Source organism: Thermogutta hypogea (genome assembly GCF_055386265.1).
Genome location: NZ_AP042425.1, coordinates 1,317,270 through 1,335,401 on the forward strand (window position 1 = coordinate 1,317,270; position 18,132 = coordinate 1,335,401).

Sequence of the window (18,132 nt, forward strand, 5' to 3'; positions counted from 1 at the left end):
GGGTCGTTCCTGTCAATCCGACGGTTGGACACGAATTTCCGCAAACGGTGTCGTGGCTTGCGGTCTCGCCTGCGTGAAATGCTGCCCCCCCTGCATGGGTGGATGATCAGGGGACGGTCGGTCTCCTTCCAAATCTCCCCTCTTGAAGGTGTAACCTTCGCTACACTTGCTTCTCGCCGATTGGTACCTGAGCGAGATATAACGCTTGGCACGATGCGAAGGGCTGCCGTAACGGGCGGCAAATCCGGCGACCGAAGATTACAATAAAGTCCGGGAGTGTCCACATCAAAATCTGTTGGGCGGGGGATACAACTTTTAAGGTCTCCCTCGATCCGTCTTGTCTTGATGAATGCCGTTTCGGAGGAGTCGATGTTAGCGAAGCCGCCGGCTGACGTCTCCGTGGTGACTGCGGTGCGTTATTTGGGCCGAAATGTTCGTCGTTTGCGACGGCATTTGGCAGGCGTGCCTACGGCACGGGATCCGGAGTCGGTCCATCAAGTTCGAGTCGCATGCCGCCGACTCCGCGCGGGAATTCGCGTTTTTCGGAAGCTCTTGGGAAAAGAACGCGCAAACCGTTGGCGGGCGGCGCTCCGCGACCTGGCGTCCGGACTCGGAAAGGCAAGAGATACGGATGTTCAAATCGCCGCCATGCTCGGACGACTGGGCGAGAGCGATGATCCCGAAATTCGTCGTGGGATTGTATTTTGGATCGCCGGATTGGAAAGAACACGTAGCCGGTGCCAAGTGCAAGTCCGCCGTGCGATTCGACGTTTCTTGCGAACGGGGACGCTACGCCAGATAAGAGAGTGGTTGAGCGAAGCCCAACGGACGCTTGCCACCGTCGTCTGCAAATCGGAGGTTCCCCCCGCCGGATACGAACGGCGCTTGCTTCGGCGGATGGGGCAATTTCTCGAACTCGGCGATTCGCTGCAGGATGAAATGGGTGTCGCGCGGCATCATGAGTTTCGGATCGCGGCCAAGAAGTTTCGCTACACGCTGGAGATCTGTGCTCCGACGCTCGGGGCGCAGTTCGAGGTGGCGTTGGAAGCAGTGCGAGAAATGCAGTCCTACCTAGGCGAAATTCATGACTGCGATGTTTGGGTCGCGGAGTTGGAGGCCGCCGTTCGTCGGCTCAAGGTCGGGGATAAGTTGCTTCCGGGTTGGATGAATCAAGAGCGGTGCGTGGCGGGACTCGAATTCTTGCAAGAGGCATGCCGGGTGCGGCGCCGGCAACTGTTCGCTGCAACCTGCGCTTTCTGGCAGGATGAAAAAGTGGCGGCTCTGTGGCCCCGAATCGTCGCGGCCCTGACCAAGTCGGAACGCATGGAGGATTCCGATACGGTGGGGCTCCCCGTGTAGTTTCGTGCCGACGGTGCTCGCCGAACCGCCCGTGGTGCAGACGGTCCGTGCAGGGATCGACGGAAACAATGGCGGCGAACGCGTGCCGAACTCGGTGAACTGAATTCCGGAACTTATGGACACACGCCTCTCTCGCCAAAATGAATGATTTTTCGCAAACGAACGCCCCTTCTCCGTATTCGGGATCGAGCGGCACGGCGGGAAATCCGGTAGCCGTCATCGATATCGGTACGAATGCCATTCGGATGGTCGTGGCCCAAGTCCTCGAGGAGGGACGGTACGAAGTCCTCGAACGATTCCAGCGCGCGGTGTGGTTGGGACAGGACACGTTCCGACGCGGTCGCATCGGCGCACAATGCATGCGGGCCGCGGTCGAGATTCTGCGCGACTACATGCGAGTCTTGCGCGAGTACCGAATCGAGAAGGTTCGCGCCGTGGCCACCAGCGCCCTGCGCGAGGCCGCGAATGCCGACAACGTGCTCGACCGTATCTATCTGGCCTGCGGGTTGAACATCGAGATCATCAGTATTGCCGAGGAGGGGCGGTTGACGGTGGCCGCCGTCCGAGAGGCGGTGGGCGATTTGTCCGAGGTCAACCAAGGGCATTCTCTCGTCGCGGACGTGGGCGGAGGAAGCACGATTCTTACCATCCTCGATGAGGGTGAGATCGTGAATTCCGTGGGCGTACGATTCGGCGCCGTCCGGCTCTTGGAGATGCTATCCGCGCGTTCGGAGCCGACCGATAAGCTGAGCGAGCTGTTTCGACAACACATTCGCATGCAAGTGGCCTCCGTCAATCGCACCTTGCCGCTGTCGCACTGCGACACTTTCGTGGCGGTGGGCGGAGACGTGCGGTTTGCGGCCCGAGAGGCGGGACGCCCGACGCACTCGGAGGACTTGCTGGAGGTGCCCAAGGATCGCTTCGAGCGCTTGATCGAACAATGCGTGCGGTACTCGCCCGAGGAACTGTGTCGCCGCTTCAATCTCACCTTTGCCGAGGCGGAAACCCTCGTTCCGGCCTTGCTGATGTATTGGGAGCTGCTGGCCCACACCCAAGCCACGCGACTGCTGGTCGCCAAGGTTTCCATGCGCGACGGCTTGTTGGCGGAACTGGCCCGGGAGACGAGCGGTTCGGAAGACCGGTCCATCCGCGAGGGCATTCTGCATGCGGCCTACGCCATGGCCGCCCGCTATTGCGTCGACCTCGAGCACGCCCGCGTATCCTCCGAAATCGCCGTACGCCTTTTTGATTACCTGCAAAGCGACCACGGATTGCAACGGCGCCATCGTTTTCTGTTGCAAATCGCGGCCATTCTCCATGAAGTAGGGGGATTCATCAGCCCGAGCGCTCACCATAAACATAGTTACTACATCATCGCCAACTCGGAGATATTCGGCCTGACGCCGCAGGAGACGGAAATCATCGCGCACATCGCGCGATATCACCGCCGCAGCCCGCCTAAGCCGTCCCACGTCGAATACGCGACGCTGCCGCGCGAGAGCCGCGTGGTGGTCAACAAGCTGGCCGCGGTGCTTCGGGTCGCCGACGCCCTCGCCCGCGGAAATATCCAGTCGGCCGAGCAAGTGGAGCTCGGACACGATGAGGACGAGCTTTTCATTACGATCCGAGGTTTGTCGAAGGTCTTCTTGGAAAAACGCTCCGTGGCTTTGAAGAGCGACATGTTCGAGGACGTTTACGGCATGAAGGTCCGCGTCGAGTGATCAAAGGAGGGGCGTGAGGCGAAGGGGAGACGCAGGGCCGTTTTCGGCGAGTCCGCCCGGGCGGCCGCTTGCAGCCGTATGCGGTTCGCCGATCCCGCGAGAAGCGCGAAGGCCGTCGAAAGCCCCGGCGATTCGGCTGCGTCATCATTGAGCGATGGGGAGATTTCCGTCCTGGAGGCGGGTGACACGATGTCCAAGAAAAAAGCGATCGAGCCGTTCTTCAATCGTGAATTGAGTTGGCTGGAATTCAATCATCGCGTGCTGGCGGAAGGTTTAGCGAGCGACGTTCCGCTTCTGGAGCGGTTGAAGTTCCTGGCGATCGTTTCGACGAACCTCGATGAGTTCTTCATGATTCGCGTCGCCGGCATCATCCAGCTCATCAAGAGCAATTCGAAGAAGCACGATCCGGCGGGCATGACCCCGCAGGAACAGTTGAACGCGGTGCGAAAGCGGGTTCACCGCATGGTGGCCGAACAATCGGCGGGGATTCGCCAGGTGATGACCGCCCTTCGGGAGGAAGGACTCTGCGTGCTTCGACCACGGGAATGGTCCGTCCAGGATCGTCGCTATCTGACCGATTATTTCGAAAAAGAGTTGTCCTCCCTATTGACGCCGCTCGCGATCACCACCCTGGAACCGCCGCCCGTGCTGGCCGGACTACAGGTCCATGCCGCTTTCCTTCTGGTTCGAGGAAAAGACAAGGAGGGGGCGGAGGGCAGGATCGCCGTCGTGCCCATTCCCTTGCGGCAGAAGCGTTTCGTGGCCTTGCCCGGCGACAAGCCTCGCCGCTTCGCTCTGATCGAAGATGTCTTGCTGGAGTTCGGCGCGAAGCTGTTCCGCGGCTACCATGTGCAAGCGGCGTGCGTATTTCGGATAACCCGTGATGCCGACGTCTCGATTCAAGACGATGACGCCAGCGACCTTTTATCGACGGTGGAGTCGGCCGTCCTGGCACGTCGCCGCCGCGACCCGTTGCGATTGGAGGTTACGCCGAACCCCGATCCCTTGATCGTCGAATCGTTGCGGAAGACGCTGTCGCTATCTAAAGAGGACGTCTATGACGAGGCGGAGATCGTCGGCGCAGGTTGCCTCTGGGAGTTGGTGGGCTTGCCGGGCTTCGATCATCTCCAAAACGCGGACTGGCCGCCGCAGCCTCCCCGCGATCTGCTCGGCTGGGACGACATCTGGCCGGCGATTCAGCATCACGACGTCTTGCTTTTCCACCCTTACGAATCCTTCGATCCGGTCGTGGAGCTGGTGCGTCGCGCGGCGGACGACCCTGACGTCCTGGTGATCAAACAGACGCTCTATCGGACCAGCGGCGATTCCCCCATTGTGGAGGCCTTGGAGAATGCCGCCCGCAACGACAAAGAAGTGACCGTCCTGGTAGAGGTCAAGGCACGATTCGACGAGGCTCGCAACGTGCAATGGGCACGCCGATTGGAAGACGCCGGCGCGCACGTGGTTTACGGCGTCGCCGGGTACAAGACGCACGCCAAAGCCCTGCTCATAGTGCGGCGCGAGGGCGGGCGGATTCGCCGTTACGTGCATCTGTCCACCGGCAACTACAACGACCGCACGGCGAAAATCTACTCCGACCTGGGGCTGTTGACGTGCGACGCCGAAATCGCGGCGGACGCGTCTTCGCTGTTCAACATCCTGACCGGCTACTCCGAAGCCGTAGGATGGAACAAGCTTACCACGGAACCTGGTCTGCTCAAGCAGCGGTTCTTGGAGCTAATCGAACGTGAAACGCGGGTGGCCACCCCGGAGCAGCCGGGCTTGATCATGGCAAAGATTAACTCGCTCCAAGACCGCGAAATCATCTCGGCCCTCTATCGAGCCTCGCAATCGAACGTGCGGATCAAGCTCAACGTTCGCGGAATCTGCTGCTTGGTTCCGGGAGTGCCGGGAGTCTCCGACAACATCGAGGTGCGTTCCATCGTGGATCGGTTTTTGGAACACGCTCGCGTCTTCTACTTTGCGAACGGGGGACATGAAGAAGTGTACCTGTCCAGCGCGGACTGGATGCAGCGTAACCTCGACCGCCGTTTCGAGACCATCTTTCCGGTGCAGTCGGCTGAGCTAAGAGCCAGGTTGCTCCATATTTTGGACGTTTTCTTCGCCGACAACGTCAAGGCTTGGACCCTGCAATCCGATGGGGAATACCAACGGGTTCGTACCGATGGTCCGCCCATTCGCGCACAAGAGGTCTTTTACCGCGAAGCCGTGGCTGCGGTGCGCGATGTGCCCGCGCGAGGCCCCAAATACCAGGTCCTCAAGGCCCCGCAGGATTGATATGTTCGGGAGCTATGGGGATTCGGTCGGTTGGAGGACTTGACGCAAGGCCTCCCACGCCCAAGCGCGAGACCCGTCCGGCCGAATCAGCCAGAAGCCCCGCACATCCTCGGGAGCGCGTACCGGCGATCGGCGGGCTTCGTTGCAATAGATCTGCCAATAGATGACCCAAGGGCATCCCCACTCGACGCTCACCGAAACCACGTTACGAATGAGACGGATAACCTCTTCTTGGGAATACTCGTTCTCGGGTAAGCCGAACTCGCCGACGTAAACGTTCTTGTCCCCGAACGGGGGAGAGTCCGGCGTACGCTCCGCGATGAAGTCCAGGGACCGGCGGAACAGCTCGGGATCGGTCTGAGTATCCCAAGCCGAGTAGGATACCAAGTCGAGATGAACGTTGGGGACGACGTGCGTCAAAACGCAAGGCATTCCCGATTCCAAGGTGGGACGCAACAAATTGACCTCGACCGCATGATAAACGCGGACATCGGAGTCCGGGTTTTCACGGCGAGCTTGCTCCACACCGCGTTGCCGCGCCGCAAGCCAGCGGGTCATTGCTTGCAGCGCTTCCGGCGACGGAGGTTTGTTCCGGTCGAAGTGCCCGCGAACCGCCCAGTCGCCCTCCCAGTTTTGAAATACGAACGTCTTGCCGCTGCCGCGATACGCGCGCATCAAGTGGGCTGCAAGCCGATAGAGGGCTTCATGCTCTTCCCGTTCTTGCTCGGCGCTGATGCCGTTCAACCAGTAACCCGCCGAAACACCGGGCCGATAAACGGTAAGCACGAACACGCGAAAAGGACGTCGAAAAACCTCGCGAAAAGGCGGCGCATCCGCCAGTTCCTCGAGTGTTCGGCAAGGCGGCCAGTCCGTATGATAGGGATACTTCTGAAGCGAGGTTCCGTCGGGGTTCAAGGTCAGGTACAGCTTGATAACCTGTACCCCAAGTGCGGCGACGGCGTCGGCGCCCTCCAACAAGAACGGTTCACGAGTCAGGCAATACTTGCCATCCACGTGCGTTACGCCCAAAGCTTGAGAAGCCCGAGGAATTACCGTCGTGCTGCCGTGAGCACTCGCCGCAGCGGTCTCGGCCGTCATAGCGGGCCGTCCAAGGCCGAAAAGCACCACGAACGTGAGGGAGACCGCCGAGGCAAGACGGGTTGGCATGGTTGGGTTCCGCGGGCAGGTAATGAAGAACACTCGCAACGGTCGCCCGATGCCGTTCTCCGCCGGCGTGCATCGTGCCTTATCCAAGCATCAAGACGTCACCGGCAGGTTCCACGCCCATTGCTCAGGGATTACGAGACTCTCGACTCTTCGTTTTCTCCGTTTTCCTCCTTTTGACTGGAGGATTTCAAGACGCGAAGCTCTGCGTCGGGATATCGCTTGAGCGGGTTGGCGCCGCACAGTCGTGCGGCCAATGCGATTCCGCCGACGATCACGGCATAATCACCGAGTTGCGAGAGGCATACTTCGTCCGGATCCTTCGCGAGCCGCATTTGATCCGCGTCCAGCACCGATCGGATGCGCGGCATCAGAAAGTCGCCGCATGCCTCCATGACGCCGCCGCCGAGGACGATGCGCTGCGGATCCAACAAGTGTCGGACGGAGACGCAAGCCGCACCGAGTACGCTGCCCGCTCGTTCCAGCACACGAGTCACCAGCGGGTCGCCGGCGTTCAGGGCCGCCCTCAAGGCCCGGCTTCGCACAACGGTTAGATCACCGCCGAGCAATTCCGTCAGCACCGTGGATTCGCCTCGGGACACCGCCTCGCGGATATCCCGCTCGATCGCCGTGCGTCCCGCGAGGGCCTCCAAACAACCCGCGTTGCCGCAACCGCAAACCGGTCCGCCGGTTTGCATGACCATGTGGCCGATCTCGCCGGCCGAATAACGAGCACCTCGCCACAGTTTGCGTTTGCGAACGAAGCCGCTGCCGATTCCGGTACCCACGAAGACGCCGAATACGCTGCGGCAATGCCGCCCGGCACCCAACCACGCTTCTCCCAGCGCGCCCAGGTTACAATCATTTTCAAGCACGATCGGAAAACCGAATTGCTCGAAAAGAAATTCACGGAGCGGGGCCTCGGTCAGCGGCATATTCGGCGTCTTCACGATTCGTCCGCGCTTGTAATCCACGACGCCGGGAATACCAACCGCCATGCCCGCAATGTGTCGCGGGCGGAGGCCGGCTTTCTTAATTGCGGACAGCACGGCCGATTCCACGGCAAGAAAGATCTCGAGGGCGCCGCAATCTCGCGGGGTGGAGCATCGATATCGGCCGTATACCGTGCCGCAAGGGTCGCCCACCGCAGCCATTATCTTCGTTCCGCCGATATCTACCGCAACGATCCTTTTCTGGGTCGCCTGTGCTTTACGAACCATGCAACTCACCTCCTCTTGTGTGCGATGCAATTGGGATATCTGTCGGCGTCGCGATCATTTTGCTGGAAGCACGACGGCGATTCCACCGATCACCCCGGCCGTCCGCCACGTCACCGCTCGAATCGCGACTTCGCATGTCTCTCAAATCGCCGTCGGATTGTCGCGGTTAAGGAAAGGCTGCTCATCACAAAGGACGGACCTCGGACAACAGGGGCAGATCGCGGTGGACGGTCACGACCCTGTGACACGACGGCCGGCGGAATTCCACGTCGAATTGGAGGGGGGCCGGCAAATCTTTCTTCACGTATCGGCACAAAATCGCAAGCGCCTTGGCCGGCACATTTTCATCCGTGTTTCCGATGAGAAGCCCCTCCGGTCCGCGAAAATTCCGCGGCACCAAAAGCCGCGATTTCTTCTCCCTTGGCGACGATTCGAACAGCCGCCGCAAACGGTTGTTTTCCACGGCATTTCTGCCCAATACAAGTTTAGTTTCTCCGTCGATACGAAAGTGCCGACCCACGGTCAAAAGTTGAAGATCCCAGACTCCGGCCGACGGGTCGTGATCCACAAGGTCCCAGACGCGCGGTGCGACCAGCTTTTCCGTCAAGGCACAGCCGCCGGCCGCTTCGGGAACGAATCGCATGCCGAACATCCGGGCCAATGCCCGCAAAGGACGCCGCGATCGACCCGCCAAGTCATACAGTCGGGAACGATCGACCAGCCCTTGGCGTTCCATCACCGTAGGCGGAAGGCGCTTTGCCGACAAGGGCCGGAGCACGCGGTCTTGAAGGCCGGCCATGTGAGCTATGATCATCAGATCACGGCGGCGTTGCGAGAACGGGCGCTGGCCGAGGACTTCCCCCGTCACCAAAAAATGGGCGTCAATCTCCTCCATGAAAGCCTTCGCCAAACGGAACATATAGGCTCGGCAATCGAGGCACGGGTTCGCCGCGCGGCCGAAGCCGTGTTTCGGCGCCCGAATCACGTCGATATAGTCGTCGCCGATCGTGCGAGCCGCCATCGAAATTCCCAGCACGGCTGCGCCGCGAAACGCCCGCGCCGTATGGGGGTAGACGGGAAGACGCACGTGAAACCCCACGACTTCGAAACCCTGCGATTGGATGATTCGAGCCGCCAGCAAGCTATCCAACCCGCCCGAGATTAAAGCCACCGCGGTCGTCTTCACAACCGTTCCTCTCGTTGAGCGTCGACGTGCGCGAGCGGTTCCTTTTCCCCTTTCGGCTCCTGCTCGTTGCAAGGCGGAGATTCCGTGTCATCCAATGAGAGTTGATTCAACTCGATGAGTGCATTGCGAGCCGCTTTTTGCTCGGCTTCCTTCTTGCTATGCCCCCAGGCGGGGCGATGCCTTGCGCCGCACAACTCCGCCGCCACGAGGAATGTCTTGCCGTGATCCGGGCCGCGCTCCTCCAGCAGGTGATAGGTGGGCGTGGTACCCAAATTCTTTTGTGCGAACTGCTGAAGAAGCGATTTGTAGTTGTCCTCGATGGCGTTGAAAACAATCGAGCTGATGACGGGACGCATCAGCGGTTCCACGAGCGTTTTGGCGGCCTCCAACCCTCCGTCGATGTAGACTGCACCGATCACCGCCTCCAGCGCCGCCGCAATCACGGACTGCGGCAACCGACTTTGCGTCATCATTCCCTTTCCCAACACTAAGAATTCGTGCAGTCGCAAACTGCGTGCCGCCGTTGCGCAGGTGTGCCGGCTGACGGCAATGGATTTGAGTCGTGTCAGTTCGCCTTCCAGATAATCGGGATAGCTCGAGTACAAGAGGTCACAAACGACCAACCCCAGGACGGCGTCCCCCAGGAATTCCAGGCGTTCGTTAGAGCTTTGTCGACGATCGACGCCGGACGCGTGCGACAGCGCCGTCATCAGCAGTCGAGGGTCGCGAAAATGGTAGCCGATGGCCCGCTGGCACTCTTCCAGTCTCAATTCCAGCGGCTTGAACGGTTCAAATTCCTTTTCGGGTTCCACGGCGGACATGGCCTTTCCATCTCGAAACGGCATGACGCGATGCGGATCGTCCCCTCGGTTTACCGTCCGCCCGCTTGGAAGGCCGGGCCAAGGGCAACAAACCGTCACGGAGACCGATACCGGTGATCGGGTGGCCGGTCGCCATTGGAACACGTCCCGAAAAGAGTCGCCATCGCAACGATCGCTCTTCTCGGGACGAATTCCCGGGATCCCTGGACGGTTCAGACCTTATTATAAAGAATCGGCACTGATTTTATCATTGCTGCGGAAGCCGCGGCCCCGAGGCGTTTGCGACAACCGCGGCCCCGTACTAGAGGGGGCCTTTGCGGCGTGTCCGCCATGCCTCGGTCTTTCGTTGAGCCTGTCGGGGGCTAAGCTCCACCTCGTGCGACGGACAACGGATGGTGGGTCCTTCGTACCGGCGAACGTTCTCGAGAGGCAGGCACAAGGCAAACGGCTGCCCGACGTAGAACTGGATCCCATTCTGGAGGTGGCAGCCTGGAAGCTTGTGGCCCGACAATCAGAGACGTAGAAGAGGGACATTGTGGGAGACCTGGGTTGATTTTTCCTCAATCTCAATTGATTTGGAAAGGCAATGCGACGTAAACTTCAATGGCGGGCGATGGCCGGCACGCTTTAAACTGGCGGATCTCAGGTCCTGCGGAAGTGAGCGAATCCGATATGCCTCCACGGTTTGGGAGCAGTCGGAAATCGTTATCATTCCTATTGTAAGGGTTACCCTGTTCACTTCCGTCGGCGGAACGCCGTGTGATGAAGCGACGGCGTTAACCCCCTTTTGTGCTGCAAAATAGACGCCCACAAAGATCGATTTCTCAACCTCTCCCAGATTGTGGAGGAAGGGTTCCTATGTTGCGAAACCGGACGGTATCGATTGGCAGCTTGTTCGTTCTTGCGTTCTTTCTGGGTAGTATACACCCATCTATAGTTGTAGGCGAGGCGGATCAGGATGCGATTCAGCAGGCGAAAAGCCTTTCTCGGGCTTTTCGAACGGCATCGCAAAAAGTACTGCCCACGGTGGTCAAGGTGCAGACCGCTTCGTCGCCCCAAAAAGCAGAATCCAAACGGGGGGAAAATCGTAACCCGCTCGACGATTTTTTTGGCGGGCCTAACCCCGGGTTTCGCTTTCAGATTCCGCGGCCTGAGATGGGTCTGGGTTCGGGTGTGATCATTGATGCCCAAGGCATCATTTTGACAAATCGCCATGTGATCGAGGAAGCGGACATCATCACGATTCAGTTGTCGGACGGTCGCGAGTATCCGGTCGTGGACAAAAAGACCGATGATAAGACCGATATCGCCGTGCTCAAGATCGAGCCGACCTCGCCCCTTCCGACGGCGATCCTGGGCGATTCGGATCAGTTGGAAATCGGAGATTGGGTCTTGGCGGTAGGAAATCCGTTTGAGCTTGAAGGGACCGTCAGTGCCGGAATCATTAGCGCAAAAGGCCGAACGCTCAACACCATCGGTAGAACACGGCTGATTCAAACCGACGCGGCGATTAACCCTGGCAATTCCGGCGGCGCCCTGGCCAACCTGGACGGCGAAGTGGTCGGGATCAACACGGCCATCTTTTCCCGCAGCGGCCGCAACGAGGGTATCGGTTTTGCCATTCCGATCAACTTGGCCAAATGGATTGCGGACGAATTGCTGAATCACGGCCGAGTGCGACGCGCGTACCTCGGCGTGGCTTTAGAGCAAGTTCTCACACCGTCGGCTGCATACGAGCAGAACGGTAGGCCCAAGGGTGTGGTGGTCCGCCAAATATTCAAGGACACGCCGGCACACCGAGCGGGCCTAAAGCGAAACGACCTCATTACGGCGTTTGACGGCGTTCCGGTCTCCGAAATGTCGGCATTGCAGGAATTGGTGGAGCGTGCCACGATCGATCAGGCTCATCGCATTGCCATTATTCGAGACGGCAAGGCTTTGGATATCGAAGTGAAATTAGAAGAGATGCCGGATGAAGCGACGCTCCAAACGCACCAACCGGTCGAAGAAGAGGACGTTACCGCTCCTCAGCGGCGAAAGGTTTATGACAAATCGCTGGGCCTAATGCTGATGGATTTTGACGCGGAATTGGCGTCCGGGCTGGGAGTTCGCGTCAGCGAAGGTGTGGTGATCGTTCATGCGGACCGCAATAAGCCGGGAGCGGAAGGCGGCCTCCAATCGGGGATGGTGATCGTACGAGCGGGCGGGCAGTCCGTGAGAGATCTCGACGACTTTCAACGAATCTTGGACCAAAACCGGGATGCCGCGGAGTTGTCTCTTGAGGTGGTCAGTCGAGTCGGCCGACAAATTCTGGTTTTAAAGAACCCGAAATAAGCTTGTCGTCGAGCTTTCCTCTATAACGGCAGGGACCGTTCCGCCGTTGACTATCGAAGGCGAGCTGCGAACAATGCCCTTGAGCGGAGTTCGGCTCACAAAGATAGCCGGCTGCGGGAACGGACTTGTCGATCAGCGATCGGATGGCCTTAGGAGCGTTCGGCTGCATGACTTCAGTAGCTCGTCTGGCGATCGGTACGGCGACTGCGGAGGTGGATATCCGCCCGCTTCTCCGTGCTCTCCTCCGCGAACTGACGGCCAGGGACATGCACGTCCAATGTTTCCTGGCGCATGCGGCCTTCACGGGATTTCAAGAGCTTCGATCGTGGTCGGGGGCGGTTCCCAGGCACCTGGATAGTTGGCTCATGTCGCCCCAGCATTGCCGAGATTCCTTCGCCAAGGGAATCCGTGGGGTAGACGTGGCGATGGTTGTGGGTCGCTATCTCTGCTTGTCTCCGCCTTGGAGCAACGCTCGCCGCGGTGACGTTTCCGAAATGGAACAGCGATATACCGATCCTGCTTCCGCAATCGCCGATCCTCCGTTCTGCGGACCGGGCGAGACTCGGCATCGCGGCTGCATCTGCGCGACCCTCGGCGGCGGAACGTTGGAGCCGCTCAGTGAATGGCTGGATCTGACACGGCTGGCGGTCATGGATGCGTCCCAGCTTCAGTCAGGAACGTTCGTTCGTCTCCCGAGGAATGTGGGTGGAGTGTTCCTCGTCAACTTGCCGTATAAACCCAGCGGGCGGGCCGCCGTAGAGGTGGAAGCCCTGTGGGGTGTCCCATTGCTGGGCGCCATGGGCTCACCGGTCGGCCGCTCAACATCGTCTCGCCGCGGAGGGCCTTCCGGGGCGGCCATGACTTTTTGGGATGAACGCCGGTTTTTCGCGATGTTGGATCAAAGCAAGTCCCGCCCGCTCCCCGTGAGCGAGGGAACGATCGAAGACTTTAGAGGCCGCATCACGGTGGCCGTCGCCCGCGATGAGGCTTTCCGTTGCTACTTCGCCGAGACGCTGGATGCATTGGAGCGACGCGGAGCGCGATTGGTCGAGTTTTCTCCGCTGCACGACGAGTCCCTTCCGCGCGGCGTCGATTGCGTCTATCTGGGATGCGGGAATTGCACACCCTACGCGGCGGCTTTGGCGCAAAACCACTGCATCAAGGAGTCGCTGCGGACTCATGTTCGCCGCGGCGGTCGTGTGTATGCCGAGGGAACCGGTGCCGCGTATCTTTGCCGCTGGATGGAAATCAAGCCCGGTTGCATGATCCCGGGCGTGGGGCTGTTACCGGCATCCGGAAGGCGAATGCCGCGGTTCGGCGATCCCTCCGCCCTCGCCTTGCACTTGCGGAGAGCAACGTGGCTGGGGCCGCCCGGCACCGAGGTCCGCGGCTATCGCAATTGGGAGTGGTGGTTCGAACCGGAATCGCTTTCCGCGGGTCTGGTTTCGGAACCCGGTTTTGAATACGACGTGATCGGAGATTCTGCGGTGCTAGGCAGCCTCCTTCACCTGGACTTTGCGGCTCAAGAACATCTCCTTGCCGCTTTCTTCCATTCGCCTCGAAGTTGCACGCATTCTTTCATTGGCCGCTGATCCGGCAAGTCTCGCCGATAGCCTTTCTGTTCAAAAGCGTGCTCGGGGATCGCGGCTCCCAAGAACCGGCGGCCGATATCGGCCTTCTCTGCCCGAGTTTTAGGCCAAGCTCTTGTTTCTCCCCCAAAGAGATCGGAAACTGGATCGCGTCGCCTGTGCGTTTCCGCTCCGGGACCTCGACGAACGGGCGTACATGGGCGCGGGCCGGGCGTCATAGGGCAAGCTTCGGGAATGCCGCATTCTTCCGGCGGAGGACTCCAACCGTGGACGACAACCGGCAAACTCGTCGTGATTTTCTGCGTACCGGCGCCGCAAGCCTAGGAGCCGCGTACGTCGGCGGGGCGATCTCGATTGCGTCGGCCCAAGATGCCGGCGAGAGGCCGCAGCGCGAACCCCGCCTGCGTGTGCTCAACCCCAGAAACCGGCCCGTCGTCTCCTTCATCATCGACGACTCGACGTGCCTGGTGAATCTTGCTCATTTCGCCATGCCGCAATTCGCCGAGGTTTGGCCGAACCGCGCGGACTACCAAAAACCTTGGCGCGAGATGCCCCGGGAAATCCCCGACGCCTTTGTCGCACGATTCATCGACTGGTGCGAGCAGCATGATGTGAAAGGCAAGTACAGCTTGGTGCCGTACCCGGCTTGTGTGGGATGGCTGGACCGCGATCTTCCGGGCTGGGATCGGAAGGAGTTGACGGCGAGTCTCGAGCTGGTGCGAGAGCGTATTACTCCCCGATTCGACATCCATCCCGAGATGGTAACTCATACCTGGGTCATCGATACCAAGACGGGGCGTCCCTACCCCGAGCGGTCCGTGCGTTTCATGGAGAACTGGAACTGGACCGACGGCAAGTCGGCGGACGAGCTGGCCGATTACATGGCGTACGCCTTGCGAATCCTGAAAAACGTCGATTTGGCGTGCGAAGGCATCACTACGCCCGGAGGTTTCGGTAATCGTGTGCTGCCGCAGTTGGCACAGGCCGCGATGGAGGCTTGTCGCGATGTCTTCTCCGCCCAAATCCCACATTATTTTCGTCACGTTTTTACCGATGATCGCAGTGTAGCTCCACGAGTGGAGTATGCCTCGGGAATCGACGGCGATGATCCGCGATGCGTCGTGTCGATCATCGGCTGCACGGATGATCGTTTTGGAGGGTGGGACGGAATGACCCCCGGTGACGCCGACTATTTTATCGCCCCCTCGCTCGACCGCGGCCGGATGATCGAGGTCTTGGAGCGCGGGGAGCCGGCAGTCATGGTTTGCCACTGGCCGGGGATTTACTTCAACGGCCAAGAGTTGGGCTTTCAGGTGCTGCAAGAGGTCGTACGGCGTCTGGAGAGACGTTTCGACACGCTGTTCTGGATGAAACTGAGCGAGTTGGCACGCTATTGGGCTGCAAAGGAACTCACGCGGATCACCTGGGATCAAAAAACCTTGGTATTTCGCGCCCCATTTGCGGCTCCGGACTTCACGATAAGCCTGCCGGACGAAGGCTGCGGGGAGTTGCCGGGCGGATTCCGGAGTATCGCGTTGCAGAGCGACGCCGGGTCCGCTGCGTTTGCGGAAGTATTCCATGCCAACGAACTCCGCGCCGGCACTTTTCTTCGGGAGCGACGAGAGACCTTAGTCTGTTTCGATCTGCCGAAGGGGAATTCACGCCTGGTTTTTGCTGAATCATCGGCCGGTGAATAATGCCACGTGCGTCGTGTTTACCGACGGCGGCAACGAGCAATCACTTTGCATCCATGGGGCTCGTTGCGTCAGTGGGGTTCAGTGGAGATCCCTGACGTGTTTCGCTACTTCCTCTTGACATGCGCAGCGGTGATGTGGATGCCGTGTCTCCCTGCGGCCGATCGCATCAATATCGTCTTCATCCTGATCGACGACATGGGTTTCGGGGATCTCTCCTGCTTTCGTGACCTCGGCGTTGCGAGGCAAGATACGGGCCCCATCGATCACTATCCCGTCACGCCGAATATCGACCGCTTGGCGGTCCAAGGGATCCGGCTCACCCAGTTCTATACGGCCTCTCCAATCTGCTCTCCTTCTCGCGTGGCTGTGACGACGGGAAGCTATCCCGCCAAGAGTCTCATCAATTCCTATCTCGATGACCGTGCGAGCAATCGACGTCACGGCATGCGGGATTGGTTGGATCCCACGGGAAACTGCATTGCCCGCATCTTTCAAGAGTCCGGCTACGCCACCGCCCATTTCGGAAAATGGCATCAAGGAGGCGGACGCGACGTGGGCGACGCTCCGTTACCGACCGCGTATGGATTCGACGAATCCCTGGTTTCCTTCGAGGGGTTGGGAGATCGAATTCTACCGCCCGGCAAACTGTCCGACCTCAGCGAGCGACTCGGCCGAGGGCGTATCATGCGGGTGAACAAGTACGAACAGACGCGCATCTACGTCGACCGTTGCATCGACTTCATGGAACGAAACCGCGATCGAAACTTCTATGTTCACCTGTGGCTGAACGATGTGCACGATCCCCATGAGCCCGAACCCGGCGCGGCTGAAAGATTCGAGGCGATCAGCGATAATCCCTTTGAACGCAAATTCCTTGCCGTGCTGACGGAGATGGATCGCCAAATCGGTCGCCTCGTGGAGCGGATCGATTCCCTGGGGCTGGCCGAGAAAACCTTGATTGTTTTGACCAGCGATAACGGTCCGACGGCTTGGCCTTGGTACTATAAAGCGGGCTGGAATCCGCCGGGAAGTACGGCGGGCTTTCGAGGCCGGAAGTGGAGCCTGTACGAGGGCGGCATCCGCATGCCGCTGATCGCTCGTCAGCCCGGTACCGTGCCCCAAGGATGCGTCAACCGAGAGAGCGTCGTCAGCACCGTGGATTTGTTGCCCACGTTTGCGTCGGCCGCGGGTATTGACCTGAATGGCAAAGTCCAAGAATTGGACGGCGAGAACATGTTGCCGGCGCTGCTGGGCGAAAATACGAGGCGGTCGAAACCGCTGTATTGGGAGTACGGTCGTAGCGAGTTCTATTTGAAGCCGGCGCTGGAACGCGACGCAAGCCCCAACTTGGCCGTGCGTGCCGGGGAATGGAAGTTCCTAGTCAATGCGGACGGCAGTCGTCCCGAACTCTACCGCATCGGTTCGTGTGGCGAGATCGATGAATACGAAAACGTCGCGTCGGAGTTTCCGCAAGTCGCAGAAAGACTGAAGGCGCAATTGCTGGCGTGGCGAAGATCATTGCCGGAGCTTTCCTCCGCTCCCGCCGCGAACACCCCTTCTGGAATGGCAACACCTTGAGCGATGGAGTGGAAGGCCCGGCTTGCTTTCACTCAGTCGGAGCGGCTGCCGCAAGCCACCAAGCGAACCGATCTCACGGCAACCCTGCGGCTGCGGTATAATACACGCGGAATTGGTCCTTAAGGGGGGAAATGTCATGCCGCGGCTATCAGCGAGCTTGGTAACGTTTGCCGTAGTATTCCTTTATACCCTCATTTCCGCCGCGAACTGCCGCACGGCCGTGGGTGACGCCTTCAGTCTGCAAACCAAGGTTCGGCCGACGGCTGAGACGCAGGCTCCGGAGTCTTCGGCGGCAAGATCGCTGTTCACCGGCGATTTGTTGCTCGTGGGCCAACCCGCAACAGGGCAGCCGCGAGAGCGTTTGCGGGACCGCATTCGCGAGCGACTTGAGGAGCGTCGCAAGGCGGCGTCGGAATCAAGCTCCGACTTTGCCCCGGGTTTGCAGGCGTTGCCGAACCCCGGTGGGGGTGCGGTCTATCCGGGGCTCCAACCGCCGGGTGAGCCTCGCCCTCTCCTGGAGAGATTCCGCAGGATGTTGGGAGACATGGGATTGTCACTCGGTTCCGAGGGTCCTCGCGGGCCATCACCCGATTGGGCCTACGGGACGCCGCATGAATTGCACCCGGCTCAACCGGGGCCGATGGTACATCCGAACTTCCCCGCTATGCCGGCGCCGCAACCGGTACAGCCTGCCCCTCCCGGACCCTGGTTGAGATCACCGGACAACGGCAGAGCGGTTTCGACACCGCAAGGCGTCCCTGCCGCTGAAGAGTCTCCACCGGTCCCGCAAGAGTCGCCGACGGCCCCGACGGCGCCGGCTTTACCGCTGCTTGTACCGCCGGACATGCCGGTGCCTTCCGCGCCGTCGACGGAGGCCGGCCCAACGCCCTCTCAGGTACCGATTGACATGCCTGCCGAGGAAAAGCACACCGATGCCTCCGGAGACGATCGAGAATCGGCTCGCTCGAAGGGAGACGCCGCCGAAAATTCGGCCGCGACTTCCGCGGGCACGGGCACCTTCGGTCAATTGCTTGGAGGGGTTTCGCGATTCTTTGGAGGAAATGCCCCCAGCCGCGGTACCGGCCAAGCCGCCCCAGGGGCCGAGTCGGGCCGCTTGGATGCTACCGGGAACCGCTCGTCGCCGAACTCGCCTTCATCAAGCGCT

General features: G+C 60.1%; 11 protein-coding genes. 7 read left to right on the forward strand and 4 right to left on the reverse strand.

Features of this window, described 5'->3' with window-relative positions; translation table 11 throughout:
* The first annotated feature begins 369 nt into the window (after nucleotides 1-369).
* The 3 genes from ACZ5B4_RS04645 (at nucleotide 370) to ppk1 (ending at nucleotide 5,378) form a co-directional block, all read left to right on the forward strand.
* Nucleotides 370-1,359, forward strand: a complete 990-nt coding sequence (locus ACZ5B4_RS04645) for a CHAD domain-containing protein (protein WP_464913265.1) — start codon at nucleotides 370-372, stop codon at nucleotides 1,357-1,359.
* Nucleotides 1,360-1,604: 245 nt separating this feature from the next.
* Nucleotides 1,605-3,080 carry a Ppx/GppA phosphatase family protein gene (locus ACZ5B4_RS04650; RefSeq protein ID WP_464913266.1) on the forward strand — a complete coding sequence of 492 codons (1,476 nt, stop codon included), beginning with the start codon at nucleotides 1,605-1,607 and terminating at the stop codon, nucleotides 3,078-3,080.
* Nucleotides 3,081-3,269: 189 nt separating this feature from the next.
* Nucleotides 3,270-5,378, forward strand: a complete 2,109-nt coding sequence (gene ppk1 / locus ACZ5B4_RS04655; RefSeq protein ID WP_464913267.1) for a polyphosphate kinase 1 — start codon at nucleotides 3,270-3,272, stop codon at nucleotides 5,376-5,378.
* A gap of 12 nt (nucleotides 5,379-5,390) precedes the next feature.
* On the opposite strand, the gene ACZ5B4_RS04660 is transcribed toward ppk1, so the two are convergent.
* From ACZ5B4_RS04660 to rnc, 4 genes are all read right to left on the reverse strand, one after another.
* Complete coding sequence (locus ACZ5B4_RS04660; protein ID WP_464913268.1) at nucleotides 5,391-6,545, reverse strand: hypothetical protein; 1,155 nt, start codon at nucleotides 6,543-6,545, stop codon at nucleotides 5,391-5,393.
* A gap of 131 nt (nucleotides 6,546-6,676) precedes the next feature.
* Nucleotides 6,677-7,762 carry an ROK family protein gene (locus ACZ5B4_RS04665; RefSeq protein ID WP_464913269.1) on the reverse strand — a complete coding sequence of 362 codons (1,086 nt, stop codon included), beginning with the start codon at nucleotides 7,760-7,762 and terminating at the stop codon, nucleotides 6,677-6,679.
* 184 nt (nucleotides 7,763-7,946) lie between these two features.
* Complete coding sequence (locus ACZ5B4_RS04670; RefSeq protein WP_464913270.1) at nucleotides 7,947-8,948, reverse strand: hypothetical protein; 1,002 nt, start codon at nucleotides 8,946-8,948, stop codon at nucleotides 7,947-7,949.
* Entirely contained in the window at nucleotides 8,945-9,769 is an 825-nt protein-coding gene (gene rnc / locus ACZ5B4_RS04675; protein WP_464913271.1) for a ribonuclease III, read from the reverse strand. The genes ACZ5B4_RS04670 and rnc overlap by 4 nt, the downstream gene beginning before the upstream one ends.
* 1,155 nt (nucleotides 9,770-10,924) lie before the next feature.
* On the opposite strand from rnc, the gene ACZ5B4_RS04680 reads away from it, so the two are divergent.
* The 4 genes from ACZ5B4_RS04680 to ACZ5B4_RS04695 all read left to right on the forward strand — a co-directional run bounded on the left by ACZ5B4_RS04680 (nucleotide 10,925) and on the right by ACZ5B4_RS04695 (nucleotide 16,967).
* On the forward strand, nucleotides 10,925-12,103 hold the full coding sequence (locus tag ACZ5B4_RS04680; protein ID WP_464913272.1) for a trypsin-like peptidase domain-containing protein: 1,179 nt from the start codon (nucleotides 10,925-10,927) through the stop codon (nucleotides 12,101-12,103).
* Between the two features lie 167 nt (nucleotides 12,104-12,270).
* A complete protein-coding gene (locus ACZ5B4_RS04685; protein ID WP_464913273.1) occupies nucleotides 12,271-13,695 on the forward strand; it encodes a hypothetical protein in 1,425 nt (474 codons plus the stop codon).
* A gap of 263 nt (nucleotides 13,696-13,958) precedes the next feature.
* Nucleotides 13,959-15,389, forward strand: a complete 1,431-nt coding sequence (locus tag ACZ5B4_RS04690; RefSeq protein ID WP_464913274.1) for a hypothetical protein — start codon at nucleotides 13,959-13,961, stop codon at nucleotides 15,387-15,389.
* A gap of 96 nt (nucleotides 15,390-15,485) precedes the next feature.
* A complete protein-coding gene (locus ACZ5B4_RS04695) occupies nucleotides 15,486-16,967 on the forward strand; it encodes a sulfatase-like hydrolase/transferase (RefSeq protein ID WP_464913275.1) in 1,482 nt (493 codons plus the stop codon).
* The last annotated feature ends 1,165 nt before the right edge of the window (nucleotides 16,968-18,132 follow it).